The 22,663-nt window shown below is 66.4% G+C and carries 27 protein-coding genes, 1 tRNA gene and 2 pseudogenes; 11 read left to right on the plus strand and 19 right to left on the minus strand.

Going from position 1 to position 22,663, the window contains the following annotated elements:
• Nucleotides 1-59 precede the first annotated feature (59 nt).
• On the minus strand, nt 60-812 hold the full coding sequence (locus tag BM417_RS45525) for a PhzF family phenazine biosynthesis protein (protein WP_093606351.1): 753 nt from the start codon (nt 810-812) through the stop codon (nt 60-62).
• Between the two features lie 29 nt (nt 813-841).
• On the opposite strand from BM417_RS45525, the gene BM417_RS45530 reads away from it, so the two are divergent.
• Entirely contained in the window at nt 842-1,660 is an 819-nt protein-coding gene (locus tag BM417_RS45530) for a GNAT family N-acetyltransferase (protein WP_177320987.1), read from the plus strand.
• A 458-nt stretch (nt 1,661-2,118) separates the two neighbouring features.
• Here BM417_RS45530 and BM417_RS45540 read toward each other — a convergent pair whose 3' ends face one another.
• The 3 genes from BM417_RS45540 to BM417_RS45550 form a co-directional block, all read right to left on the minus strand.
• The gene (locus tag BM417_RS45540; RefSeq protein ID WP_093606354.1) at nt 2,119-2,544 is read right to left on the minus strand and encodes a carboxymuconolactone decarboxylase family protein; all 426 of its coding nucleotides are present in this window, start codon (nt 2,542-2,544) and stop codon (nt 2,119-2,121) included.
• A 77-nt stretch (nt 2,545-2,621) separates the two neighbouring features.
• A complete protein-coding gene (locus BM417_RS45545; protein ID WP_093606355.1) occupies nt 2,622-3,356 on the minus strand; it encodes an SDR family NAD(P)-dependent oxidoreductase in 735 nt (244 codons plus the stop codon).
• On the minus strand, nt 3,353-4,177 hold the full coding sequence (locus tag BM417_RS45550; RefSeq protein WP_245822861.1) for an NAD(P)-dependent oxidoreductase: 825 nt from the start codon (nt 4,175-4,177) through the stop codon (nt 3,353-3,355). Before BM417_RS45550 ends, BM417_RS45545 begins: the two co-directional genes overlap by 4 nt.
• Nucleotides 4,178-4,260: 83 nt before the next feature.
• On the opposite strand from BM417_RS45550, the gene BM417_RS45555 reads away from it, so the two are divergent.
• The gene (locus BM417_RS45555) at nt 4,261-4,614 is read left to right on the plus strand and encodes a winged helix-turn-helix transcriptional regulator (protein WP_093606356.1); all 354 of its coding nucleotides are present in this window, start codon (nt 4,261-4,263) and stop codon (nt 4,612-4,614) included.
• Here the strand turns inward: BM417_RS45555 and BM417_RS45560 are convergent.
• The 3 genes from BM417_RS45560 to BM417_RS45570 form a co-directional block, all read right to left on the minus strand.
• Nucleotides 4,604-5,422 carry a hypothetical protein gene (locus BM417_RS45560; protein ID WP_093606357.1) on the minus strand — a complete coding sequence of 273 codons (819 nt, stop codon included), beginning with the start codon at nt 5,420-5,422 and terminating at the stop codon, nt 4,604-4,606. The two genes, BM417_RS45555 and BM417_RS45560, sit on opposite strands and share 11 nt — an antisense overlap.
• The gene (locus tag BM417_RS45565) at nt 5,419-6,096 is read right to left on the minus strand and encodes a protein phosphatase 2C domain-containing protein (protein WP_143139105.1); all 678 of its coding nucleotides are present in this window, start codon (nt 6,094-6,096) and stop codon (nt 5,419-5,421) included. The genes BM417_RS45560 and BM417_RS45565 overlap by 4 nt, the downstream gene beginning before the upstream one ends.
• Before the next feature lie 78 nt (nt 6,097-6,174).
• Nucleotides 6,175-6,255, minus strand: a tRNA-Tyr gene (locus BM417_RS45570).
• A gap of 119 nt (nt 6,256-6,374) precedes the next feature.
• Between BM417_RS45570 and BM417_RS45575 the strand changes: the two genes are divergently transcribed.
• Both BM417_RS45575 and rfbA read left to right on the plus strand, forming a co-directional pair.
• A complete protein-coding gene (locus tag BM417_RS45575; protein WP_093606359.1) occupies nt 6,375-6,866 on the plus strand; it encodes a YajQ family cyclic di-GMP-binding protein in 492 nt (163 codons plus the stop codon).
• Nucleotides 6,863-7,735 carry a glucose-1-phosphate thymidylyltransferase RfbA gene (gene rfbA, locus BM417_RS45580; protein WP_093606360.1) on the plus strand — a complete coding sequence of 291 codons (873 nt, stop codon included), beginning with the start codon at nt 6,863-6,865 and terminating at the stop codon, nt 7,733-7,735. Before BM417_RS45575 ends, rfbA begins: the two co-directional genes overlap by 4 nt.
• On the opposite strand, the gene htpX is transcribed toward rfbA, so the two are convergent.
• Genes htpX through BM417_RS45600 form a run of 4 tightly spaced genes read right to left on the minus strand, consistent with a single transcriptional unit; the run spans nt 7,732 to nt 10,000 of the window.
• Nucleotides 7,732-8,595 (minus strand): zinc metalloprotease HtpX, encoded by an 864-nt coding sequence (htpX, locus tag BM417_RS45585; protein WP_093606361.1) that lies wholly within the window; start codon nt 8,593-8,595, stop codon nt 7,732-7,734. The two genes, rfbA and htpX, sit on opposite strands and share 4 nt — an antisense overlap.
• A gap of 18 nt (nt 8,596-8,613) precedes the next feature.
• Entirely contained in the window at nt 8,614-9,066 is a 453-nt protein-coding gene (locus BM417_RS45590) for a 4Fe-4S binding protein (protein ID WP_093606362.1), read from the minus strand.
• Nucleotides 9,063-9,593, minus strand: coding sequence for an NADH-quinone oxidoreductase subunit C (locus BM417_RS45595; protein WP_093606363.1), 531 nt, complete (start codon nt 9,591-9,593; stop codon nt 9,063-9,065). Before BM417_RS45595 ends, BM417_RS45590 begins: the two co-directional genes overlap by 4 nt.
• Nucleotides 9,590-10,000 (minus strand): NADH-quinone oxidoreductase subunit B, encoded by a 411-nt coding sequence (locus BM417_RS45600; RefSeq protein WP_218164782.1) that lies wholly within the window; start codon nt 9,998-10,000, stop codon nt 9,590-9,592. The genes BM417_RS45595 and BM417_RS45600 overlap by 4 nt, the downstream gene beginning before the upstream one ends.
• 312 nt (nt 10,001-10,312) lie before the next feature.
• On the opposite strand from BM417_RS45600, the gene BM417_RS45605 reads away from it, so the two are divergent.
• Nucleotides 10,313-11,257, plus strand: a complete 945-nt coding sequence (locus tag BM417_RS45605) for a LysR family transcriptional regulator (protein ID WP_322789062.1) — start codon at nt 10,313-10,315, stop codon at nt 11,255-11,257.
• A gap of 25 nt (nt 11,258-11,282) precedes the next feature.
• Here the strand turns inward: BM417_RS45605 and BM417_RS48365 are convergent, their stop codons facing one another.
• From BM417_RS48365 to BM417_RS45620, 4 genes and pseudogenes are all read right to left on the minus strand, one after another.
• On the minus strand, nt 11,283-11,432 hold the full coding sequence (locus tag BM417_RS48365; protein ID WP_177320988.1) for a hypothetical protein: 150 nt from the start codon (nt 11,430-11,432) through the stop codon (nt 11,283-11,285).
• A gap of 148 nt (nt 11,433-11,580) precedes the next feature.
• Nucleotides 11,581-11,931, minus strand: a pseudogene (locus tag BM417_RS45610) (transglycosylase SLT domain-containing protein); the annotation flags it as partial.
• A 930-nt stretch (nt 11,932-12,861) separates the two neighbouring features.
• Nucleotides 12,862-13,239, minus strand: coding sequence for a beta/alpha barrel domain-containing protein (locus tag BM417_RS45615; RefSeq protein WP_093606366.1), 378 nt, complete (start codon nt 13,237-13,239; stop codon nt 12,862-12,864).
• 10 nt (nt 13,240-13,249) lie between these two features.
• Nucleotides 13,250-14,086 carry a phosphotransferase family protein gene (locus BM417_RS45620; RefSeq protein WP_093606367.1) on the minus strand — a complete coding sequence of 279 codons (837 nt, stop codon included), beginning with the start codon at nt 14,084-14,086 and terminating at the stop codon, nt 13,250-13,252.
• A gap of 842 nt (nt 14,087-14,928) precedes the next feature.
• Between BM417_RS45620 and BM417_RS45625 the strand changes: the two genes are divergently transcribed.
• A complete protein-coding gene (locus BM417_RS45625; protein WP_093606368.1) occupies nt 14,929-15,306 on the plus strand; it encodes a helix-turn-helix domain-containing protein in 378 nt (125 codons plus the stop codon).
• A 192-nt stretch (nt 15,307-15,498) separates the two neighbouring features.
• On the opposite strand, the gene BM417_RS45630 is transcribed toward BM417_RS45625, so the two are convergent.
• The 3 genes from BM417_RS45630 to BM417_RS45640 are packed head-to-tail and all read right to left on the minus strand — an operon-like array spanning nt 15,499 to nt 17,490.
• Entirely contained in the window at nt 15,499-16,356 is an 858-nt protein-coding gene (locus BM417_RS45630) for a hypothetical protein (RefSeq protein WP_093606369.1), read from the minus strand.
• The gene (locus BM417_RS45635) at nt 16,353-16,661 is read right to left on the minus strand and encodes a WXG100 family type VII secretion target (RefSeq protein WP_093606370.1); all 309 of its coding nucleotides are present in this window, start codon (nt 16,659-16,661) and stop codon (nt 16,353-16,355) included. The genes BM417_RS45630 and BM417_RS45635 overlap by 4 nt, the downstream gene beginning before the upstream one ends.
• Before the next feature lies 1 nt (nt 16,662).
• Nucleotides 16,663-17,490 (minus strand): hypothetical protein, encoded by an 828-nt coding sequence (locus BM417_RS45640; RefSeq protein ID WP_143139106.1) that lies wholly within the window; start codon nt 17,488-17,490, stop codon nt 16,663-16,665.
• A 381-nt stretch (nt 17,491-17,871) separates the two neighbouring features.
• Here BM417_RS45640 and BM417_RS45645 point away from each other — a divergent pair, with 381 nt between their 5' ends.
• A complete protein-coding gene (locus BM417_RS45645) occupies nt 17,872-18,072 on the plus strand; it encodes a hypothetical protein (RefSeq protein ID WP_093606372.1) in 201 nt (66 codons plus the stop codon).
• A gap of 234 nt (nt 18,073-18,306) precedes the next feature.
• Here the strand turns inward: BM417_RS45645 and ddaH are convergent, their stop codons facing one another.
• A complete protein-coding gene (gene ddaH, locus BM417_RS45650; RefSeq protein WP_177320989.1) occupies nt 18,307-19,119 on the minus strand; it encodes a dimethylargininase in 813 nt (270 codons plus the stop codon).
• A 147-nt stretch (nt 19,120-19,266) separates the two neighbouring features.
• Here ddaH and BM417_RS45655 point away from each other — a divergent pair, with 147 nt between their 5' ends.
• The 4 genes and pseudogenes from BM417_RS45655 to BM417_RS49710 all read left to right on the plus strand — a co-directional run.
• Nucleotides 19,267-19,707, plus strand: a complete 441-nt coding sequence (locus BM417_RS45655; RefSeq protein WP_035913697.1) for an Lrp/AsnC family transcriptional regulator — start codon at nt 19,267-19,269, stop codon at nt 19,705-19,707.
• 10 nt (nt 19,708-19,717) lie between these two features.
• Nucleotides 19,718-20,458, plus strand: coding sequence for an enoyl-CoA hydratase (locus tag BM417_RS45660; protein WP_093606374.1), 741 nt, complete (start codon nt 19,718-19,720; stop codon nt 20,456-20,458).
• A gap of 211 nt (nt 20,459-20,669) precedes the next feature.
• Complete coding sequence (locus BM417_RS45665; protein ID WP_093606375.1) at nt 20,670-22,508, plus strand: 2-oxoacid:acceptor oxidoreductase subunit alpha; 1,839 nt, start codon at nt 20,670-20,672, stop codon at nt 22,506-22,508.
• Nucleotides 22,505-22,663 (plus strand): annotated as a pseudogene (locus tag BM417_RS49710) (2-oxoacid:ferredoxin oxidoreductase subunit beta); the annotation flags it as partial. The gene BM417_RS45665 and the pseudogene BM417_RS49710, both read left to right, overlap by 4 nt.

Raw genomic sequence — 22,663 nt, forward strand, 5'->3', positions numbered from 1 at the left:
CTCGGGGGACGAAATGGCAGGTCGAGCACGTCTAGTGACATCGATTCACCCAGACGTGGCTACACGGCGAGGTGTCCCCGGAGCACCGTCACGGCCTGCCCCGAGAGCAGTACGCGATCTTGCGCGAGGGTCGTCCTGACGACCCCTCCGCGCGGCGACGCCTGCTCCGCCAGCAGGTCAGCCCGCTTGAGCCGAGGCACCCAATAGGACGCAAGGGTGCAGTGGGCCGATCCGGTGACGGGGTCCTCCGGGATGCCGAAGGCCGGATAGAAACACCGGCTGACGATGTCCGCGTCGCCGTCGCCGACGGCCGTCACGATTACTCCGCGTGACGGGATTTGGCCCAGTCCTTGGACATCAGGTCGCAAGGAACGGACTTCCGCGGCGCTCTCCAACTCGATCAGGTAGTCGAAGCGCCCGCGCGACACGGACTTGATCGTCGCATGTGGCAGCGCTTCCGCTAGACCGATTGGCGGGTCAGTCAACTCTGGAGGGTCCGCGGGGAAGTCCATCCGGATCCATCCATCGTCATTTGCGCATGTGAGCACCCCACTACGCGTGGTGAACGCCTGCTCTCCGCCCAGGACGTGCGCGGTGGCGAGGGTGGCGTGCCCGCAGAGGTCCACCTCGACCTCGGGCGTGAACCAGCGGAGGTGGTTGTCCGGGGTGACGAAGGCCGTCTCGGCGTGCTTCATCTCGGCGGCGACGTGCTGCATCCACGCGTCGTCGCGCGGTTCGGTGAGGAGCACGACTCCGGCAGGGTTGCCCGCGAAGGGCCGGTTGGTGAACGAATCCACGACGAAGATCTCCACAGCCCGACCCTGCCATGCTCAGATGGGGCGTGACCGAGACTTTCTCTTACCGCGAGACAGATCCGGACTCCCTCCTTCTCACCTGGGGCGCCCGGCGCACGCACAGCCTGCTCTGGCAGCCCGGCTGCGACCTGCCGGCGTTGCTCGACGAGTGGGAGACCCGTCTCACCGGCCTGGACGACCTGGAGACCGTGGCGATCGTGACCGTGCCGAGCCACGAGACCGCCGACGCGCTGCCGTTGGTCCACCACGGCTTCGCGCCGCTCACGGTGATCGCCGAACGCCTCGCCGGCCGCTCCCCCGCCGCGCGGCCGTCCGGCGTGGACATCCGCCCCGCGACGTCCGCTGACCTGGACGTCGCCGTCGAACTGAACATGCACACCGTCCGGTACGACACGGCGTTCGGTCTGGTCACCGAACGCCCGAACACCGCGGAACACCTGCGGACCGCGCTGGCCGAGGTGATCGATCGCGACCACGAGGCGATGTGGCTCGCCGTCCTGGACGACACGCCCGTCGGCATGATCTACGTCGACATGCCGCAGGACGCGGGGTGGATGGAGCGGTTCGCCACGGCGCGCCCGTTCGCGTACCTCGGGCATCTCGGCGTCCGGCCGGACGTGCGGGGCAGTGGAGCGGGCAGTGCTCTCGCGGCACACGCGCACTCCGTCCTGGACGAGGCCGGTGTGGCGTCGACGCTGCTCCACCACGCTCTGCCGAACCCGCGCTCGACGCCGTTCTGGTACTCGAACGGCTACCGGCCGCGCTGGACGGTCTGGGCTCGCCGCCCCGCGTTGCGCTCTTCTTCCGGCGTGTCTTCGCAACCCGATCGGCCTAGTGAGACATGATCTACCCGTTCACACAAGCGAAGAACCCAAACGAGCCCGTACTTGTGGAACGAATCCGGCCTCTATATCGACAAAGGGGTTAGCGGATTCGAACACTCCTGGGGGTCGACATGGAACTCAGCGGAAGAGCAAGAGCGATGCTGCGGGCTGTCGCCGCGGGACGCGCCGAGGTCACAGGCGGGGTAGAGCCCGATCTGTACGTCGACGGACTGCCCTGCTGTGACCAGACGGCGACGCATGACCTCGTGCACGCGGGACTGCTGCGCCCTTCGCAGCCAACGAGCTTCGGCCTTCGCGTCTGTGCGGAACTGACCGACGACGGCCGGGCGGCACTCGCCGCAATCTGATCGGCGTGTTGATCGCCCAGTGATCGAACATCTGTTCGACATGGGGTATGCTCCGCGCTGAAGCCGGCACGCAAGAGAGAGGAAGCTCTTGCGCGCCGGCTTCAACTTTCCTCAGGCGACCTTCTGCTGCGTGGCGACGTTCATGCGGTTCCACAGGTTGATCGCGCCGATGGCGATCACGAGGCCCGCGAGCTCCTTCTCGCTGTAGTGCTTCGCGGCCTCGTCCCACACGTCGTCGCTCACGTGCACGTGGGTGATCTGCTCGGCGAGCGCGAACCCGGCCTTCTCGGCGTCGCTGTAGTACGGCACGTCCCGCCACCCCGCGACGGCGTAGACCTTCTCGTCCGCCACGTGCGCCTGGCGCAGCAGCTTGGTGTGGTAGTCGATGCACATGCCGCAGCCGTTCATGATGCTGACCCGCAGGCAGATCAACTCGACGTAGTCCTTGTCCAGGCCCGTCTTCGCCGCTGCTTCCGACAGATCCAGCAGCGCCTTCATCGCGCCTGGCACGGACATCATCGGGTTGGCGATCCTCATCTTCGTTCTCCTTCGTCGTCTTCTGTCTGGTCGACCCGGCAGCGGACGAAGGTGTGACAGGTTGCCCGAAGATTTTTCTAGGCGCTGATCCCCTGGCCGAGCCCACCGTCGACGGACAGGTCGGCGCCGGTGGTGAAGGTCGCGTCGAACGCGAGGAAGAGCACGGCGTCGGCGACCTCGTCGGCGGTGCCGTGCCGCTTGAGCGGCGTGATCCGGTCGCCTTCCTCCTTGAACTGCTGGAGGGTCTCCTCCGGCAGGCCCGTGACGCCCATCGACGGGGTGTCGATGAAGCCGGGGCTGACGACGTTGACCCTGATGTTCCTGGGCGCGAGCTCGGCGGCGAACGACCTGCCGAACGACCGCACCGCCGCCTTCGCCCCGGAGTAGGCGCTCATCCCCACGGCGCCGCCCGTCTGCGCGACCGACGTGGTGAAGACGATCGAGCCGCCTTCCTTGATCAGCGGCGCGAGCCTCTGGGCGGTGAAGAACGCGCCCTTGGTGTTCACGTCGAACGTGCGGTCGTAGTCGTCCTCGGTGACGTCCGGGATCTCGAACAGCGTCGCGTAGCCGACGTTGATGAAGAGCAGGTCGATGTCGCCCAGCCGTTCCTGGGTCTCGTTCTTGAGCGCGGTGACGTCGTCGAGGTTCGCCGCGTCCGACGCGATGGCGTGCGCCTTGATGCCCTCGGCCTTCTCCGTGCTCCGCCCTGTCAGCAGCACCTCGGCGCCGCCGTCGATCAGCTTGTCCACCACCGCGCGTCCCATGCCGTGCGTGCCGCCCGTGACGACGGCCTTCTTGCCCAGGTACTTCACTTCCGGATCTCCTCGATGACGCTCGCGATGCTGTGCGCGCCGTGGCCGCTGCGCTGGGCGCGTTCGAACAGGTCGTGCAGGGCCTGCGGAATGGTGGTGTCGAGGCCTTGTTCGCTGTTGGCCTCGGTGAGCAGGCGCAGTCCGGACACGTTGATGTCCAGCGCGGACACGTCGGTCTCGTAGTTCCGGCTCTGGGTCACCGCGCCCATCTCGGGCAACATGGCGCCGAGCTCGTTCAGCCAGCCCGCGGCCATCGGCGTGAACAGCGCCGGCGCGATGCCGTAGGTGCCCATCAACGCGACCGCCTGCAGATAGCCGCCGAAGGTCGCCCACATGATGCCGAGCAGGGCCAGGTCGTAGGACGCGGCGAGCCCGGCGTCCTCACCGACGTGCACCGGCTCACCGAACGCGTCGAGCACGTAGTGGTTCTCGTTGCCGCTGAACAGGATCCGTGCGCTTTCCGTACCGATCTGCTGCGGCACGGCCATGATCACGCCGTCGACGTACTCGACCCCGTTGGTCTTCGCCCACTGCGCGGTGGCACGAGCCTGCTCCGGCGTACCGGACGTCAGGTTGACCAGTGTCTTGATCTCGTTGGTGAGCAACGGTTGCTGAACGTCGTAAGTGGACAGACAGGTGACGACGACGTCGCTCTTGAACGCTTCTGCTGTTGTCTTGACTCGCTTCGTGTTCGCTGGCGTCGGCTTGCCCTCGGACCTGTTCCACACGGTCACTTCGTAGCCCTCTTCGACGAGGGCCTTCGCCAGCGCGCTGCCCATCAGCCCGAGGCCGAGCACGCTCACGGTTTTCTTGATCCCCATGGCCTGAATGCTCGTTCCAGCACACACCGAACGACAAGTACCTACTATTTTGTCAGGTACCCACTTTTCGGTAAGGATCCTGGATGAAGCCACGGCAGTACGCGTGCGGCCTCGACGCGGCGATCGACGTGATCGGCGGCCGCTGGAAAGCGCTGATCCTCTGGGCACTGCACCACGGCCCGATGCGCACGGGCGAACTACGCCGGTCCGTGTCGGGCATCAGCGAGAAAATGCTCATCCAGGTGCTGCGCGAGATGGAAGCGGACGAGATCGTGCACCGCGAGGTGTTCCACGAGGTACCGCCACGCGTCGAGTACTCACTGACCCCGCTGGGCGTGCGCCTGAACGAGGCGCTGCTCCCGTTGGGAGGCTGGGGTGAGGACAACATGAAGGCGATCGCGCACCGCCGAGGCGTCGAGCCGGCACCTAGGCATTGAGCAGCAGGCGCTCAGCCCACTGCGGCAGCTCATAACCACGGGCCGCGGCAGCCTCCCGCACACGGACCCGAAGCGGTCCGGGCAGTCGGGCGACGTCCATCCGTTGCTTGATGCGGCTCTTGTCCACCAACAGGATTCGTGCCGCACCCACGTCGTGGCGTTCGTCGGCCTGAGCGCTGTGCAGAGCGGCGACGATCTCCGCGATCGGCACGTCGCGCAGGACCAGTCCGGGAACGTCCTCGTACGGCGGGGACTTCGTCTGGTTGCCCATCCCGGCCGCACACCACGCCAGCAACTGCAGCACGCCGGTCACGGAGTCGACGCTCCGCATCCGTTCGCGCGCCTCGACCACGTGCTTGGAGTCGGCGGCCATCGGCCAGTGGCCGACGAGATCCCCGGCCATCTCCTCCAGCGCAGGCGGTATCGCCGCCTTCCACGCCTGCCACTCCGGCCGTTCGTCGCTGCTCAGCAACGGCCCGGGCAAGCCGTGCTCTCCAAGCCAGCGCAACAACTCCGCGCCGTCCGCGAGATCCGCGTGACCGCTCTCCCACTGCCAGGCGAGCATGATCCCGTGGTGCAGAACGACAACAGTGAGACGTTCACCGTGCGCATCGAAGAACTCGAACCGCACCTGCCCGCGACACGCGCACACGACGCCCGGCAACGACTCGACCGCCATAGCGGCGCGCAGGCCGTCGAGCACACCTGGACGCGTCAGGTCGACGACGATCTCGCCGTACCACTCGATCTCGGAGACCCGGACGCTCGACGCGGTGCGCAGCACGTCGTCCAGTGCCGAGAGCGTCACCGATCGAGATAGACGACAGTGGCGTCGTCGGAAATCTTCTTGCGCGGCCAATCGACGGCCTTGGCGTCTTCCTTTTCGACCGCGCGCATTCTCCGGATCAAGTCATCCGGCCCGTTCGCCGCCATCAGTTCGAGCGCCTGACGCCAATCGAAGAGATTGAACAGGTCGACCGCACGAGCGGCACCATCAGAGAGCACAGCAACGCGCCGCACGTCCTGCACCGGCACCTCACCAGTGAGCGCGTGCTCGACGTCAACGACCTTCGCACCGGCCGTGCGCTTCGTCTGCGTATCGCTCACCACGAGCAACTCGTTCTTGGTGTCGACCACGACCGTGGCGTCCCCGAGCACCAGGTATCGCAGCACGTCGCCCTTGGTCTGCACCATCGCGATCGCCACGCTGGGCGAGTCCGGATGATCGAGGTCGCACGTACCGGAGTGCAGCTCAGCGGCCTGCGCGATCGCTTCCTTCAGCGCCACGGCCGGCTCGAGATGCGCAAAGCGCAAGATCTCCGCGGAGAGCTGGTCGGCGAACCAGCCGACCCCGTGCTCACACCCGGTCTCGGGCTTCGCCGTCACGCCGTCGAGCACGGCGAGCAGGTTCGGGCCGACGAGCGCGCGGTCCTCGCTCGGTGCCGTTGTCCGGCCGGCTTCGGTAGCCATCTGCGTACGCACTGAGATCCCCCTCGGTCCGATACGACGGTACGACGATGGGCCCCTGACCAGTCCGGTCAGAGGCCCATCAGTCCTGCGTGGCGGGTAGAGGATTCGAACCTCTGTAGCTTTCGCGACGGATTTACAGTCCGCTCCCATTGGCCGCTCGGGCAACCCGCCCCACACCGCCGTAACGGTGCGGGCAGAACAATACATAACCCCTTCGGGACGCCCCAAATCGGGGTACCCCAGTAGCATCGACGCTGGCTGTGAACCCGAGATCGTTGAGGAGTGAAGTCGTGGCGGACCCGTCGTTCGACGTGGTGAGCAAGGTGGACCGACAGGAGGTCGACAACGCGCTCAACCAGGCCTCCAAGGAGCTGAGCACGCGCTTCGACTTCCGCGGGACCAACACCACAGTGGCCTGGGCCGGCGAGGAGGCGATCACCTTCACCTCCGAGACCGAGGAGCGCTGCAAGGCGGCGGTCGACGTCTTCCAGGAGAAGCTGGTGAAACGCAACATCTCGATGAAGGCGTTCGAGGTGGGCGAGCCCGCGGTGTCCGGAAAGGTGTTCAAGGTCACGGGAAACCTCGTGCAGGGCATCACGTCCGAGAAGGCCAAGGAGATCGCCAAGAAGATCCGCGACGAGGCGCCCAAGGGCGTTCAGGCGCAGATCCAGGGCGACCAGTTGCGGGTGTCCGGCAAGAAGAAGGACCACCTGCAGGACGTCATCACCCTGCTGAAGGGCTCTGACTTCGGCATCGCCATCCAGTTCACCAACTACCGGTGAAGGGCATCGTCCTCGCCGGCGGCAGTGGGACGCGCCTGCATCCGATCACGCAGGCCGTCTCCAAGCAGTTGCTGCCGGTGTACGACAAGCCGATGATCTACTACCCGTTGTCGGTGCTCATGCTGGCCGGCATCCGGGAGGTGCTGATCATCAGCACGCCCACCGACCTGCCGCAGTTCCGGCGGCTGCTCGGCGACGGTTCCCAGTGGGGCATGGCCTTCTCCTACGCGGAGCAGGCCGCGCCGAACGGGCTCGCGGAGGCGTTCATCATCGGCGCTGACTTCGTCGGTGGCGACGACGTGGCGCTGGTGCTGGGCGACAACATCTTCTACGGCCAGGGTTTCTCCACCACGCTGCAGCAGCACGCGTCCTCTTTGGACGGCTGCGTGCTGTTCGGGTACCAGGTGAAGGACCCCGAGCGGTACGGCGTGGGCGAGGTCGACGCGACGGGCAGGCTGTTGTCCATCGAGGAGAAGCCCGCCAAGCCGAAGTCGAACCGGGCGATCACCGGGCTCTACTTCTACGACAACGGCGTGGTCGACATCTCGCGGAACCTCAAGCCGTCGCCGCGTGGCGAGCTGGAGATCACCGACGTCAACCTCGCGTACCTGAACGAGGGCCGCGCGCAGCTCGTGGACCTGAGCCGCGGGTTCGCGTGGCTCGACACCGGCACGCACGACTCGCTGCTCGAAGCCGGGCAGTTCGTGCAGGTGCTGGAGCACCGGACCGGCGTGCGCATCGCGTGTCCCGAGGAAATCGCGCTGCGCATGGGCTTCATCTCCGCGCAGGAGTGCTACGCGCTCGGCGAGAAGCTCGGCAAGTCCGGATACGGCGAGTACCTCATGGCCGTGGCGAAGGCCGGGCGTTAGCGCCGGGCCATCTCCTCGAGCCTGCGGATGCGGTCGGCGATCGGCGGGTGGGTCGAGAACCACTTCGCGAACTGCTCCCCCGAGCGGAACGGGTTCGCGATCATCAGGTGGCTCTGCGACACCACCTCCGGCTCCGGTGCGAGCGGCGCCGCCCGCGTCCCCAGCTCGATCTTGCGCAACGCGTTCGCGAGCGACAGCGGGTCGCCGGTGAGTTCCGAGCCCGCCTGGTCGGCCTGGAACTCGCGTGAGCGGCTCACGGCCAGGCGCACGACGGTGGCCGCGATCGGGCCGAGCAGCGCGATCAGGAGCAGGCCGAGCGGGCCCGGTCCGTCGTCGTCGCTGTCACCGCCGCCGAAGATGCTCGCGAACAGGGCCAGGTTCGCGAGCATCGTGATCACGCCGGCCAGCGCGCCCGCCACGCAGCTGATCAGGATGTCGCGGTTGTAGACGTGCGCGAGCTCGTGGCCGAGCACGGCGCGCAGTTCGCGTTCGTCGAGCAGGTCCAGGATGCCCGTGGTGCAGCACACGGCGGCGTTGCGCGGGTTGCGGCCCGTCGCGAACGCGTTCGGTGCGGCGGTCGGGCTCAGGAAGAGCCTGGGCATGGGCTGGCGCGCCTTCTGCGACAGCTCCCGCACGATCGCGTAGAGCACTGGTTGCTCCACCTGCGACACAGGTACCGCCCGCATCGCGCGCAGCGCGAGCTTGTCCGAGTTGAAGTACGCGTAGGCGTTCACGCCCAAGGCCAACAGCAGGCCGATGACCAGTGCGGTCCGGCCGAACAGGCTGCTGATCAGCACGATCAGCGCGCTCATCCCGCCGAGCAGCACGGCCGTCTTCAACCCGTTGAAGTGCTTGTGCACGGTTTTCGCCTCCGGGTTTTACGTCCTACCTCTCAACGAACCAGGCCGTCGTCCGGTTCCGGTGGCGGTTTCGGGCGCGGCCTCCGCGGCCGGGTCGAGCTGGGGCGGCGGTGGCACCTTCTCGACCCAGGTGGACAGCACGTCCCGTTCGTGGACGAGCTCCGCGACGGCACCCTCGCCGTCGATCGACCCCGTTCCCGGATAACCGAACTCCGGCGCCCAGTGCAGGGCGTCGAACGGGCAGACCTCGACGCAGATGCCGCAGTACAGACACTGGCCGTAGTCGATCGCGAACCGGTCGAGCACGTTGCGGCTGCGCGGGCGGGCGCTGCCGGGCTGCTCCTCGACCTCGGTGTGCGACGTGATGTGGATGCACCAGTCAGGACACTCGCGCGCGCAGATCATGCAGACCGTGCAGTTGGCCTCCAACAGCGCGATGACGCCCCTCGTGCGCGGCGGAAGGTTCGTCACGACGTGCTCTCCTCTTCGCGGCGCGGGCCCCAGGACGGGTCCGGAACGCCAGGTGGTGCGGTGCGGCGCCGGCTCGGGGCGCTCGTGTTGTCCTCGCCGGGTTCGAGGGCGCCCGGCCACGGACGCACGACGCGGGAGGCCAGCACGAAGTCCTTGCGCAGCGGGTGGCCCTGGAAGCTGTCGGGCAGCAGCAGGTGCTCGGGCTCGCCGTCGACGGTGACGCCGAACATCTCGGCAGCCTCGCGCTCGTGCCAGAGCGCGCCCTTCCAGAGGTGGGCGACGCTCGGCAACGCGTCGGTCTCCGAAATCTCGGTGCGCAGCATCACGCCTTCGCGCGTCTGCGGATTGATGACGTGCAGGAACACCGCGTGGCGTTGACCTGCGGCGCCCGGCCGGCCCGCGTCCTCGACGCCGAGCCAGTCGAACATCACGCAGCCGTTCCCGTGGTGTTCGGTCGCGGTGGCCAGCCAGCCGGCGAGCTCCACGTGGTGGATGGTCTGGCCGAACGCGGTCTTCGGGGTGGTCATGCGTTCACCAGCCCGTGCAGCGCCCTGAGGCCTTCGAGCAGCGCTTCGGGCCGCGGCGGGCAGCCGGGAACGGCGACGTGGACCGGCAGGGCCTGGTCGATCCCCTTGGTGACGCTGTAGGAATCCCAGTACGGGCCGCCGGTGTTGCTGCAGGCGCCCACGGAGATCACGTAGCGGGGTTCGGGCATGGCCTCGTAACTGCGGAGGACAGCAGGCAACATGACGTCCGTGACGGTGCCGGAGACAACGAGAACGTGCGCCTCGCCCGCGCCGTCGACCGGCGTGACGCCGAGGTCGGGAAGGCGGTCGAGAGCTGCCATCACTTCGACTCCGCAGCAGGCGAGTCCGAGTTCGAGCACGGTGACCTGGTAGGTGGTGCCCCAGTCCAGGCGAGCGGAAGCCGTCACAACGGCTGAGGGTAATACTTGGGGGCCCACCGGCTTGCGCTGGCGGACCCCCACCCCCCAATGATTCCCCCCGGAATCGGCTCCCACGCGTGGTCGCCGCGGATAGTTTTGTACACCCGCGCTATAAGTGTCCAGGGATTTGCCGACAGGATCTGCAGATAATTTGTCGGCGAAATGCGGTCAAGTTCAGTTCAACTGATCGGTAGAACATCAGAGAGGGTCTCGATGTCCGGCTCGTCCCAGTTGGTGCTCCCCACCAGCACCTCGCTGCACCGTTTGCTGAACATGCCCGGTGCTCTACTGGATACCACGATGGACCAGCTCAGGACCCTTCTCACGGTGCATGAGACCCGTTCGGCCCTACGCGCCGCGAGGGCGTTGGGACGTGAGCAGTCGAGTGTGCAGAAGCAGCTCGACACGTTGAACAGGAACTTCCTGGAACTGTGCGGCGAAGCGCTCGTGGTGAAGCAGGGACGTGGAAAGGACGTGCTGTTCACGCCGACTGGTGAGTCACTCGTCGAATTGGCGCGAGAGACGCTCGCGGAGTGGCTCGACGGAATTCACGAGTGCCGCCGCAAGCTCGGCACGACCGTCACCGTGGGCACGACGCGATACATGCTGGACACGCTCGCGAAGGCGTGGCACCACGTGTCGGACGAGTTCCGCGAACGCGACGTGGACCTCAAGGTCGTGCACATCCGCACCAAGGACATCTGGACGAAGCTGGAGACGCGGGAGGTCGACGTCGTGTGCGGCAGCGTCGTGACGCGGGCCGGCGCGGGCTGGGAACGGCCGGAGTTCGACGTGATCGAGTGGCGGCGCGGTGGCCTCGCGTTGCTGACGAACCTGCCGGAGACGGTTGTCGGCGAGCGCGTGCGGGTACCTCAGCTCAGGTCGGTCCCGTTGGTCGTGCCGGGGGCGGGGCTGATCGCGGAGTTCCTGAAGGGCTGGTTCGGGCCGGACTACCGGCAGGGGCTCGACATCGCGGCCGAGATCGACGAGATCCAGTACGGCATCTCGCTGCTGCGCTCCAACCTCGTCCAGGGAGCCATGATCGTGACGTCTGGTTTGGGCGTGGTGGCGTCGAACAACGAACTCCGGGAGGGAGGCGGCCTCCGGGTCGTCGAGCTCGCAGATGACTCAATGGAGCGGCTTGTGGGCGTTTTCGCCCGAACGGACGAACTGGCGAAGCATCCGGCGGACCATCCGCTGAACCTGCTGTGGTCGGCCTTCAAAGCAGAAGCGCCCCGGCCGTAGCCGAGGCGCTTCTGCTGTTTCCTGCCTACTTCTTCGCGGGTGTCATGGCGTCGTGCTCAGGCCTGCGTTGCTCGACGTTGGGACGCTGCTGGGCTTTGGCCATCTTGGCCAGCCAACTCGTCGCCTCCGAGCGGATCTTCTCCAGCTCGTCGTCGCGTGCCTGTTGCTCGTTCATCGGCCACTCCCTGCGTTCGGGGATCGCGTTCGATGGGAGCACTACCGGGCGTGTGCCCGCTAGGGCCGCCATGCTTGTGGGTGAACCTGATTGACAGCATCGTCCGCCGATAGGTTTTACGCACCCCGACACGGCGTGTTTGGCTTCTTTAGTACCCCCGGTACCCGCCACCGAGGCCCATGCTGACCAGACCGGGGTGGTTCTGGAAGCCGCCGTACCGCGCGTAGGTGTAGCGAACGCCCGCGATGATGTTGTCGACCGGCGCGAGGATGTTGTCGTAGCCGGCCAGCTTGTAGGCGTTGAACGTCGGGTCGATGCACTGCATCAGGCCCTTGGACGGCGTGCCGCGCATCGCGTTGGAGTCCCAGTTGTTGACGGCGTTGGGGTTGCCGTTCGACTCCTTGATGATGATCGTGTAGATCTCGTCGATGCTGTTGTTGTCGATGTTGGTGCCGTTGGCCTGCAGGACCTTGATGGCGTCCTTGATCCAGCCCTCGATCTCGCGCTGCTTGGCGGGCTTGCGCATCTCGATCTGACGCTCGGCCTCGGCCTTCGCGGCGGCCTCACGCTGGGCGTGCGCGTCCGCGGCGGCCTTCGTGGCCTGCTCGAAGGTCTGCTGCGCGTACATCTGCTGGAACTGCAGAAGGCGGCCGACCTGGTTGCCGGGGTTGACGTCGTGCACCGTCTGGATCGTCTTGACCTGCTGGTCGGGAAGAGCGCCCAGCTCGGCCGCGCCCGCGGCGAGTTCGGTCGAGGAGCCGCTGGTGGCGGCGTTGGCGATGGCTGCGGTGCCGGCGGCGACACCCGCTGCGACGACGATCGCGCTCACACGGTGAGCAAGCGGAACCTTGTCGTCCTCGACGCGATGAGCGCCGGGCTTGATTTCCTGTCTGGGCACGACCGTGTACACGGTTCGGCCATCGGCTTTGCTGTGCCGGGCCAAGGGGGAGCCTCCTGCGTCGGGGAGCTTGGTCTCCGGCAAACCCGGGCGGGGGTTTCCGGGGGACTTTGGACCCTTGGTGCTGTGGTTCCTGTGTCCTGCCGGTGACCAAACCGTTATCGGCGGGCGAGAACGTAACCTCGCGTCACGAGCGCAGGCAAGCTTGAGCGCCCGATGGGTGACTCTCGTCACGTTTCCGATGAGTTGGGCTATCCGTTGCTGACAGACAGTCAACGAGCCTTGTGAGTCCTGCGTAAGTTCATCGTTGCCTCCTGACGAACTGGCGGAGCTGTCTGTTAGTTCGCTGCTAGCCCGGCTCTCGTTATGGGTTACGTCCACGACCACGCGATCGAGTGATGCGGTCACGCTTCGTGTTCATATCGGGGTGCGGGGTGCTGACCTGCGGGGACTTGATCGCTGGACAGCGTTTTTCTGGCTCTGGAGAGGGGTACGGAGGGACAGCGTGTCCGGTTCACCCGATGTTGTGGGTTAACTCTTGCGCTTCTGCTCCAGCGCCTTGAGGACCCAGTCCGGGCTGTCGCCGGGGCTCTCGTTGAAGGCGATCGCGGCGTCCGGCTGATGCCAGTGCACGAGATTGACCACGGTCTGGAAGAGCTCCAGCAGACCCGGTCCCTTGCGGATGCCGCCGCCGATCAGGACGGCGTCGTACTGCCGGCTCTTGAGCTTCTCGACGATCTTCGCCTGGGCGCGGCCGTCCAGTTCGTCGAAGTCGATGAGCAAGAGGTCTTCGGCGAGGCCGAGCTCGGCGAACGCCTTGCTGCCTTGCTCGATGCCGGCGGCGACGGGCGCGGGGTCGAAGCCGGGGATGGTGTGGGGATCGAAGCCGATCGCGAGGATGTTGGGCACCCGTCCGAAGTTACTGCGGCCACCAGATGCCGGCCACGAGCTGTTCGAGGAGCTTCAGGACCCCGGCCGGGTCGAAGGGGAGGTCCGCGATGAGGTGCGACGCCTCGCGCGCCTCGCACTCCACGCGAAGAACGTTCAGGGGGACCTCGGTCGCATCGGAGATGACGTCGAGCACGGCGTGCATGTGCAGGCCGCTGAACCTCGCCAGGAAGAACCAGTCGTCGAGCGGATCGCCGAAGCGGGCCCACTCGAAGTCCAGCAGTGCGGTCAGCTCGGTGCCGTTCGCGAGCCAGTTGCCCCAGTGGCAGTCGGCGTGGACCGGGACGGTGTTGCGCGCGTGCTCCGGCGCCCGTGCCGCGATGGCTTTCAGGCCGTCGAGGGTGTTCGGTGGGACAACGCCTTCGAGTTTCTCCGTCCGGGCGATGAGCTCGTGCCTGCTGGTGAAGCCGCCGTGGTCCGGGACCTCGGCCAGCACCCGTCTGGCCGGTTCCGGAGGCGTCCAGGCGTGGAGGGCCTCGAGTCGTTCGATCGCCTGCCGGGCCAGATCGAGCGCGGCTCGTTCGCCTGTGTCGGGGAGTCCCATGCCTGGCGCGGCGCCGGGAACGCGGGTGTAGCAGGCGTAGCGGACGTCGCGGCGGCGCCCGCTCGCCAGCAGCGGAGCCGTGAGACCCGGCGGCAGGTGCGGCGCGAGTGCGATCTCCCGGTCCAGCCGCTCGTGATCGTTTGCGGCGATGAGCTTCACCACGACGTCGGCACCTATGTAGACGTGGTGCGAACGGCTGCTCACCGGTGCAAGCGGGCCAGGGTCACGGCCGAGGGCCGACGTGGCGATGGCGCGAGCATCCATGCGGTCAGGCTTTCACCCGGTGTGAACCCAGGCGACAGCCCGTACAGGCCTGAATGCGGTCTCCACGCCTGACGGGTCCTCCGGGGCGTTCGGGATCTTCGAGAAGGCCGGATTCGCGGCGACCATGCGGTACGTGCGGTGGGCCCTGGAGGTCTGAACGACGAAGGCCAGGTGAGCGCAGCTACGTCACCCGAACGAGGAAATCTATGGTCGTGGAGGTAGACATCCTCTTCCAGACGTGTGTAGTGTTCTCTTTGTCGGACGAGAGATAACATGACACGGGAGATGACGAACTACCCGTGAGATGAGTGCACGACGGTCAGATGTGCCGGAGCCGCAGTTCGAGGGCTCCAGGCAGGTGACCAAGGGCAGTCGGTCAGCAGTAAGCAAGAAACCGGACCGACGGCCGAGTGATCAGCAAGTGCAGGACGCAGTTGAAGTACGAGTTGCAAGTGCAGGACGGTCAGATGTGCCGGAGCCGATCAGTGGAAGGGGTTCCGGCAGGTGACCGAGGCAGTCGGTGCAGTGAAGCCGGCACGTGCATGAGGTCCGGTGCCGACAGCCACGTGAGGAAAGAAAAGTAGTAATCAGAGGAGAAGGGAAGGGTTGCACACCATCGGATCGCCCGCCTTCGGCTGAACTCGGCCGGACGGGTACCGCGGTTCCATCAGATTGGAAGGTGGTCTTCGGTTAAGCACACGCGATCCCCGCAGCGCCCGCTTCTAGTACGGGGCATGCGGACAGAGGAAGCCGATCTCACGGTCGGCTAGGTGGAAGTGAAACCCAACAACCCTGGGGCCCCGGTGCTACGGCACCGGGGCCCCTCGTGACGCGGAGGCGCGATGACCCCAGACACCAACGAATCTGCGAACAACGAACCGCAGACCACAGCCGAGAAGTTCGACGACGAGCACTACCCCGCCTACTCGATGGGCCGGGCCGCGGAACTGCTCGGCACTTCAGCGAACTTCCTGCGCAGCCTGGACGAGGCGAAGCTCATCGAGCCGCAGCGCTCGGCCGGCGGTCACCGCCGGTACAGCCGTCACCAGCTGCGTCTGGCCGCCCGTGTGCGTGCGATGGTCGACCAGGGCACGGGATTGGATGCGGCGTGCCGCATCGTCACCCTGGAAGACCAGCTTCAGGAAGCTCAGGCGCTCAACGCCAAACTCACGCCCCCGTCAACGCCCGATGAGCCGTACCCGCCGCTGCAAAGCGTGTGACTCATCCGAGAATCGGGACGTTGACGCGAGAGTTCAGCGGAACGTTCCCACGCGATCGATCTGCGCTGGCGAAAGCCTGCTTTCAGCTTTCACCGAGCGCAGATCGAGCCCAGCGAACCTGTCAGCCCCTGAGTTCCATCGTGCAGCTTGGAAGATCAGCCGATCAAAGCTGATCTGCGACTGATGCAGGCGCTAGGAGGTAGGGCGCTTCCACAGGAACCGCTCCACCCGGCGGCCGGACTGCAACAGCTCGTTGACGAGTTCGTGCTCGCGGATCCGCTCGCGCAGCACCGTGATCGGGTCGGATCTCGGCTCGTGCCGCGCCTCCTCACCGGAGTTCGTGGTGGTGGAGTCGGACTGATGGGGTTCAGGGTCGGACTGCGGATCCGGGCCAGAGTCAGAGTCGAGGTTGGGATCCGAGTCCTGGTCAGCGTCCGCGCCGGAATCCGGGTCGGCGTCAGACCTGACGTCCGGGATCGGGTCTCTGGTGGCACCTCGGTCCTGATCCGGCGCCGACTTCGGCTCTGGATCTGCCTCCGGTTCCGACGGTCTCGCCGCATGCGGTTCCTCGCGCGACGCCGGTTCCCGGGCCAGCCCGTCGAGCTTGGCAGCCTCCGCCTCCAACGCACGCGCCAGCCGCTCAGCGGCCGCGTCGTGCAGCGCGTTCAGCCGCCGAAGTTCCTCCGGGTTGCTCCGGTACGTTTCCCAGAGGTGCGGGAGCTCGTGCAGGAACGTGTTGTACCCATCGATCTGCCTGCTGACGCCGCCGTGAACGTCGAGCACGGCCAGCCACTGCACGACCAGCTCGTCCCGGCGGGCGGTGTAGCCGTCCCGCGCGGCACCCGACCAGTGCGTCGGGTCGATACCGCGGACCCGCTCAGCCCCCTCCTCCAAGGGAGTGCACTGAGCGGAGTTCGTCTCCGACAGGATCCTGAGCCAGCTCGGGTGGCCAGGCGGATGCTCCGGCGCCTCCTGCTCTTCAGCGTCATCAGCCTGATCTTGCTCGGCTGGCTTGGACGACGAGTCGTCGTCTCCCTCGTCGTGGGTCAACGCGCCTCACCCGCCCCCAGCTCTCTCAGCCGAGCGACGACGCTCTCGTCTGCGGCGCGGTACTGGTCGGCCGTGTCGCGCAACGACGACGCGATGTGTTCGGATCGGTCGCACAGCCGTTCCATCGCCGCTCGCAGGCTCGTTTGATACGTGACGACGGCGGCGCGCACCGGGTCGCCGGCGGGCCAACGTTTGGTATCGATGCCGTACTTCCACGCGACGTGGCCACGAACGTCCTCGGCCACGCGGACGAACTTGCCGGCCACCGCCTCGATCTCGTCGAGGTCCACGGAGAACTTCTCCACCTCAAGCCTCCTCGGTCTGCAGCTGGCGGCGGATCCGCGCGATGTCGATCGGGCTCAGGTTGAAGAACAGGTCTGCCGTCGGGTTCACCGCCAGGCCGATGTCACAGAACTCGGCCAGCCGTTCGATCACCTCACGTCCGGTCGCCTCCGCGAACCCACGACCGGGACCCGCGTACCCCTCGAACTGCTCAGCCGTGGTGAATGCCAGCAGCCGCTCGCATTCGTCCTTTCTCAGGGTGACCGCGTGGCCACTGTCGCTGACCTCGAAAAACACCGGCGACTGCAGCAACGCCCTCTCCGCTCTCTCCGGCCAGGCGCTGTACTGGTCGCGGAGCATGTCCTCCAGAGAAATCGACGGGATTACGGGCCAGGCGTCATCGGCACCGCCCTCCTCGTACTCCTGCTCCTCGGCAGCGATCCGATCGATCTCGTCCGCGGGTGCGGCCTTGTGCTCCCCTGATCGCCAGTAGGCGCAGATCCGCCTCGCATATCTGGAAGGCAGCTTGTTGGTCGTGTTCTCCCGAAGCCCTTTCACTCCCGGGCAGCGTTTCTCCAACAACCTCAATCTGCCACCGAGATCCAGGTGGTTGAGGTCCCGATCCTGGGGGAGGTTGTAGCTGCACTCCATCACCCTCCGGTGGGCCGGGTCATGCACCACACGCTTGACCGCTGCACCGACCTGCCACAAGAGCTTGGCCAGCACGACGAAGCGCTCGTCGTGTCGTCCGATGTGGAGCAGGCCCGCGAGCGGCGTCTCCCGGACGTCTGTGATGTCCGGCCTGCGCACGCCCAGCCCTTTATGCAGGGAAGATTCGTCAGGAAGAGGCATCGGGAACTCCTCGGCGAACGCACGAAGATCGATGGGGGAGCCGGAATCTTATCTGATCTCCGGGCCACACATCTCACGACACCTATTCCACTCGACCAGTCCCGAAAAGGTGGACAAAAAGATGAAACGGCGCCCGCAGACTTGCCGCAGACTTGCCGACCACGCTGAGATTTGCCGCACTTTTGCACCAGAACGTCCAGCAACTTCCGAACTTGCCGACGACTTGCCGATCACCACAGAAAATTGCTGAACTTTTGCCGCACAAAATCCGCAATTTCCAAACTTGCCGATCAATTGCAGAACTAATGGTGGACGCTCCCCAAAACGGCCGGTTAACTGAATACAAAGGGACGAAAGAAACATCCGCCGAGGAGAATCACGATGAAGACGCCGCAGGACCCCGGCACGTGGCCGGCCCTGGTCCACCGCCTGACGAGTTCCTGGTCCGCCCTGCTGAGGTCGCTGGTCGCCCTGGCCATCATCACGGCCGTCCTGGCGATCACGTGGTATCTGCTCGGCCTCAGCTCCGTCCACGTCGGACCGGTCGAGATCCACCAGTACCAGCAGCACCTGATCGCCTGACCAGCCGACCCGGTGCAAATACTCACGCAGTCGGACTCACGTGAAAACGCCCCGAGCAATGATCTTGCTCGGGGCGTTTCTTGTTCCGTGCATGTTCCGTGAGCCGTGGCAGACCGCCGCAGAGAGCGGCAGACGGTGACCTGTGGCGCTGACGTCGTTGGCAGCATCAGACCAGGTCAACCGGCAGATCGGGCCTTCACGCAGGAACAGCGGAACGGCACTGCGTGGGCGAGGTCAGCCGCGCAGTTCCATCGTGCAGCACTTCGGGCCACCGCCCGACTTGCGCAGCTCCGAGATGTCCACGAACACGGGCTCGAACCCGCGCCGAGCCACCTGCTCCGCCAGATGAGTCGCCTCGACCGGCATGACGACGTGCTTGCCGTCGGAGACCGCGTTCAGGCCCAGGCAGACGGCGTCGTCGTCGTTGGCGATCACGGCGTCTGGGAAGAGGCGGCGAAGCACCCGCTGGGAGCCCGGCGAGAAGGCTTCCGGGTAGTAGGCGACCAGAGGGGTCGGGGACTGGTCGTCGAGCATGAACAGGGCCACGTCGAGGTGGTAGAAGCGCGGGTCCACCAGTTGCAGGGACACGACTGGGACGCCCAACACCTCCTGGGCCTCGCCGTGCGCATGCGGGTCTGTGCGGAAGCCCGTGCCGGCGAGCAGCAGGGAGCCGGTCCAGGTGAAGTCGCCCTCGGCCTCGTTCACCGCGGTGGGCATGACGACTGAGTTGTAGCCCGACGACAGGAACCAGCGGCGGAAGTGGTCGGCCTCGGCGGAGCGCTGGTCGGCTCGGAAGCGGGAGCCCAGGACTCGGCCGTCGATCACGGTGCCGCTGTTCGCGGAGAACACCATGTCCGGCAGGCCGGGGACCGGCTCGATGACCTGTACGTCGTGGCCCAGGCGCTCGTAGGTCTCCTTGAGCGCGGTCCACTGCTCCACGGCCAGCGAAGTGCTGGTCGGCTGGGTGGGATCCATCCACGGGTTGATGGCGTACTCCACCGTGAAGTACGTCGGCGGGCACATGAGGTACCGACGGGAGGTCGGCATGCGCGTCGGCGCGAGGGGCGTGGCGATGTCGAGCGTGATCGGCTCGCCGGGCCCGGAGATGGATACGGTCATGGATCGAAATGTAAAGGGCGGCTAGACCATCGATCAACGCCGCGACATTGCGTTAACTAGGGCAGAATGTTGCGTGTGGACAGCATCGACCAGCGAATCATTTCGTGCCTCATGGCCAACGCTCGTTCCAGCTACGCGGAGATCGGCAAGGAGGTGGGTCTGAGTGCTCCAGCGGTGAAGCGGCGGGTGGACAAACTGCTGGACACGGGGGTGCTTCGGGGGTTCACGGCCGTGGTGGACCCGGAGGCGCTCGGGTGGGGTACCGAGGCCTTCGTCGAGGTGCACTGCAAGGGGAACGTCGCGCCGCACGACATCCAGCACCGGCTGGAGCCGATGGCCGAGGTCAGCGCCGCCTACACGGTGTCCGGGGCGGCGGACGCGATCGTGCACCTGCGGGCCGCGGACATCCATCACCTGGAGACGGCGCTGGAGCGGTTGAGGGCCGTCGAGATCATCGACAGGACCGTGTCGACGGTCGTGCTGTCCCGGCTCCTGGACCGGCCGCTGGCGCCCTAGGGTTCGGGGCATGGCTGAGGTTCTGCTGGAGTACGACGATTCCGTCGCCGTGATCACGATCAACGACCCGGAGCGGCGCAACGCACTGACGATCGACCTGTCGCAGGAGCTCGCGGACAAGGTCACCCAAGCGGAACGAGAAGCCAACGCGCTGATCATCACGGGTGCGCCGCCCGCGTTCTGCGCCGGCGCGGACCTCACCCAGCTCGGCAACTCCAAGGACGAAGGCCTCAAGAAGATCTACAAGGGCTTCCTCGCGGTGGCCAACGCCTCGATCCCGACGATCGCCGCGGTCAACGGCGCGGCGGTCGGTGCCGGGCTCAACCTCGCGCTGGCGGCGGACGTGCGGATCGCCGGGCCGAAAGCGAGGTTCGACGCCCGGTTCCTGCAGCTCGGCATCCACCCCGGCGGCGGTATGACGTGGATGTTGCAGCGGATCACCAACAGGCAGACCGCGACGGCCATGACGCTCTTCGGACAGATCCTGGACGCCGACCAGGCCGTCGCTCACGGGCTGGCCTACGCCAGGGCCGAAGACCCACTGGCAGTAGCCAAAGAGCTGGCCAGGGCATCCGCGGAGGCCCCGGCGGAACTCGTCCGGACCATCAAGGCGACGATGCGCCTGACCGATGTTCTCGACGACCACGCGGAAGCGGTCGAGACCGAGCTGACGCCACAGGTGACTTCGATCGACACTCCAGAGTTCGCTGCGAGGCTTGCCGCGATGAAGGCTCGGATCAGCGGGCGGTAGGTGTTACCTTGGGTAACAGGTATCGAGGGTGACGTCTGCCGCATTCGGGTATCCGCTGGTAGCGCTGTGCTTACCGTCTAGTTAAGGACCCGGTGCGGCAGATGGGACAGTTCGTCTCGCCTGGTGGTACACGGCCCGTCTCGCAGGCGGTCCTGGCGACTACCCTCGTGGTGGGGCACGGCCACCCTTGGAGAGAGGTATCGGCGTAGGAATGAGCACTGAGACTCGCAAGCTGGATCGCGTTGTGATCCGCTTCGCCGGCGACTCCGGTGACGGTATGCAGCTCACTGGAGACCGGTTCACGTCGGAAGCGGCGGCGTTCGGCAACGACCTCGCCACGCAGCCCAACTTCCCCGCCGAGATCCGCGCACCACAGGGCACGCTGCCCGGTGTGTCGTCGTTCCAGCTGCACTTCGCCGACTACGACATCCTGACGCCCGGCGACCGTCCCGACGTTCTCGTCGCGATGAACCCGGCCGCGCTCAAGGCGAACGTCGTCGACCTGCCGGACGGCGGCATCCTCATCGTCAACACCGACGAGTTCTCGAAGCGGAACCTGACGAAGGTCGGGTACGACTCGAACCCGCTGGAAGACGACTCGCTCGAAAGGTTCCAGGTCCACAAGATCGCCATGGCGACCTTGACCATCGGCGCTCTCGAAGAGACCGGCCTCGGCAAGAAGGACGCCGAACGCGCGAAGAACATGTTCGCGCTCGGCCTGCTGTCGTGGATGTACCACCGGCCGACCGAGGGCACGGAACGGTTCCTGCGCGAGAAGTTCGCGAAGAAGCCCGACATCGCCGAGGCCAACGTCCTGGCGTTCCGCGCCGGCTTCTACTACGGCGAGACGACCGAGGCCTTCGCGGTCACCTACGAGGTGGCGCCCGCGAAGCTCAACGTCGGCACGTACCGCCAGATCACCGGCAACACGGCGACGGCGTACGGCATCGTCGCGGCGGCGCAGCTGTCGGGCCTGCCGGTCGTGCTCGGCACGTACCCGATCACGCCGGCGTCGGACATCCTGCACGAACTGAGCAAGCACAAGAACTTCGACATCACCACGGTGCAGGCCGAGGACGAGATCGCGGGCATCGGCATCGCCCTCGGCGCGTCCTACGGCGGTGCGATCGGCGTGACGTCGACGTCCGGCCCCGGCATCGCGCTGAAGTCCGAGACCATCGGCCTCGGCGTGATGACCGAACTGCCGCTGCTCGTGATCGACGTGCAGCGCGGTGGCCCGTCCACCGGTCTGCCGACGAAGACCGAGCAGGCCGACCTGCTCCAGGCGATGTTCGGCCGCAACGGCGAGTCGCCGGTGCCGATCGTGGCGCCGCAGTCCCCTTCGGACTGCTTCGACGCCGTGGTCGACGCGACCAGGATCGCGCTGAAGTACCGCACGCCGGTGCTGTTCCTCTCGGACGGCGCGATCGCGAACGGCTCCGAGCCGTGGATGATCCCCGACGTCGAGACGCTGCCGGACCTGACGGTCGAGTTCGCGACGGACCCGGAGAACTTCCAGCCGTACTCCCGTGATCCGGAGACGCTGGCCCGCCCGTTGGCGGTGCCCGGCACCCCTGGTCTCCAGCACCGCATCGGCGGTCTGGAGAAGCAGGACATCACCGGCAACATCTCGTACGACCCCGACAACCACGACAAGATGGTCCGCCTGCGTCAGGCGAAGATCGACGGCATCGAGGTGCCGGACGTCGTGGTCGAGGACCCGGACGGCAACGCGAAGGTCCTGGTCGTCGGCTGGGGTTCGTCCTACGGCCCGATCGGCGCGGCGGCACGCCGGGTCCGCAAGCTCGGCCTTCCGGTCGCGCACGCGCACCTGCGGCACCTCAACCCGTTCCCCAAGAACCTGGGTGAAGTGCTCAAGTCGTACGAAAAGGTCATCGTGCCGGAAATGAACCTCGGCCAGCTGGCGTTGCTGCTGAGGGCGAAGTATCTGGTGGACGCGGTGTCGTACACCAAGGTGCAGGGCCTGCCCTTCAAGGCGGAAGAGCTGCAGGACGTGCTCGCTGACGTGATCAAGGGGGTGTCGGCGTGACTGCCATCGACATCGGGCTCCCCGGCTTGACCGGGGTTCCCACCACCGACGAGAAGCAGACGGCCAGGGACTACAAGTCCGACCAGGAAGTCCGCTGGTGCCCCGGCTGTGGCGACTACATCGTGCTCAACACCATGCAGTCGTTCCTGCCCTCG

This window comes from Lentzea waywayandensis, assembly GCF_900115955.1.
Taxonomy (GTDB): Bacteria; Actinomycetota; Actinomycetes; order Mycobacteriales; family Pseudonocardiaceae; genus Lentzea; species Lentzea waywayandensis.

Coding starts and splice junctions, on each gene's coding strand:
- BM417_RS45540 (WP_093606354.1), bottom strand. CDS start 2,544: ATGAGGATCGCCAACCCGATGATGTCCGTGCCAGGCGCGATGAAGGCG.
- BM417_RS45550 (WP_245822861.1), bottom strand. CDS start 4,177: ATGGGGATCAAGAAAACCGTGAGCGTGCTCGGCCTCGGGCTGATGGGC.
- BM417_RS45555 (WP_093606356.1), top strand. CDS start 4,261: ATGAAGCCACGGCAGTACGCGTGCGGCCTCGACGCGGCGATCGACGTG.
- BM417_RS45595 (WP_093606363.1), bottom strand. CDS start 9,593: ATGACCACCCCGAAGACCGCGTTCGGCCAGACCATCCACCACGTGGAG.
- BM417_RS45605 (WP_322789062.1), top strand. CDS start 10,313: ATGGACCAGCTCAGGACCCTTCTCACGGTGCATGAGACCCGTTCGGCC.
- BM417_RS48365 (WP_177320988.1), bottom strand. CDS start 11,432: ATGAACGAGCAACAGGCACGCGACGACGAGCTGGAGAAGATCCGCTCG.
- BM417_RS45620 (WP_093606367.1), bottom strand. CDS start 14,086: ATGGATGCTCGCGCCATCGCCACGTCGGCCCTCGGCCGTGACCCTGGC.
- BM417_RS45625 (WP_093606368.1), top strand. CDS start 14,929: ATGACCCCAGACACCAACGAATCTGCGAACAACGAACCGCAGACCACA.
- BM417_RS45640 (WP_143139106.1), bottom strand. CDS start 17,490: ATGCCTCTTCCTGACGAATCTTCCCTGCATAAAGGGCTGGGCGTGCGC.
- BM417_RS45645 (WP_093606372.1), top strand. CDS start 17,872: ATGAAGACGCCGCAGGACCCCGGCACGTGGCCGGCCCTGGTCCACCGC.
- ddaH (WP_177320989.1), bottom strand. CDS start 19,119: ATGCCGACCTCCCGTCGGTACCTCATGTGCCCGCCGACGTACTTCACG.
- BM417_RS45660 (WP_093606374.1), top strand. CDS start 19,718: ATGGCTGAGGTTCTGCTGGAGTACGACGATTCCGTCGCCGTGATCACG.
- BM417_RS45665 (WP_093606375.1), top strand. CDS start 20,670: ATGAGCACTGAGACTCGCAAGCTGGATCGCGTTGTGATCCGCTTCGCC.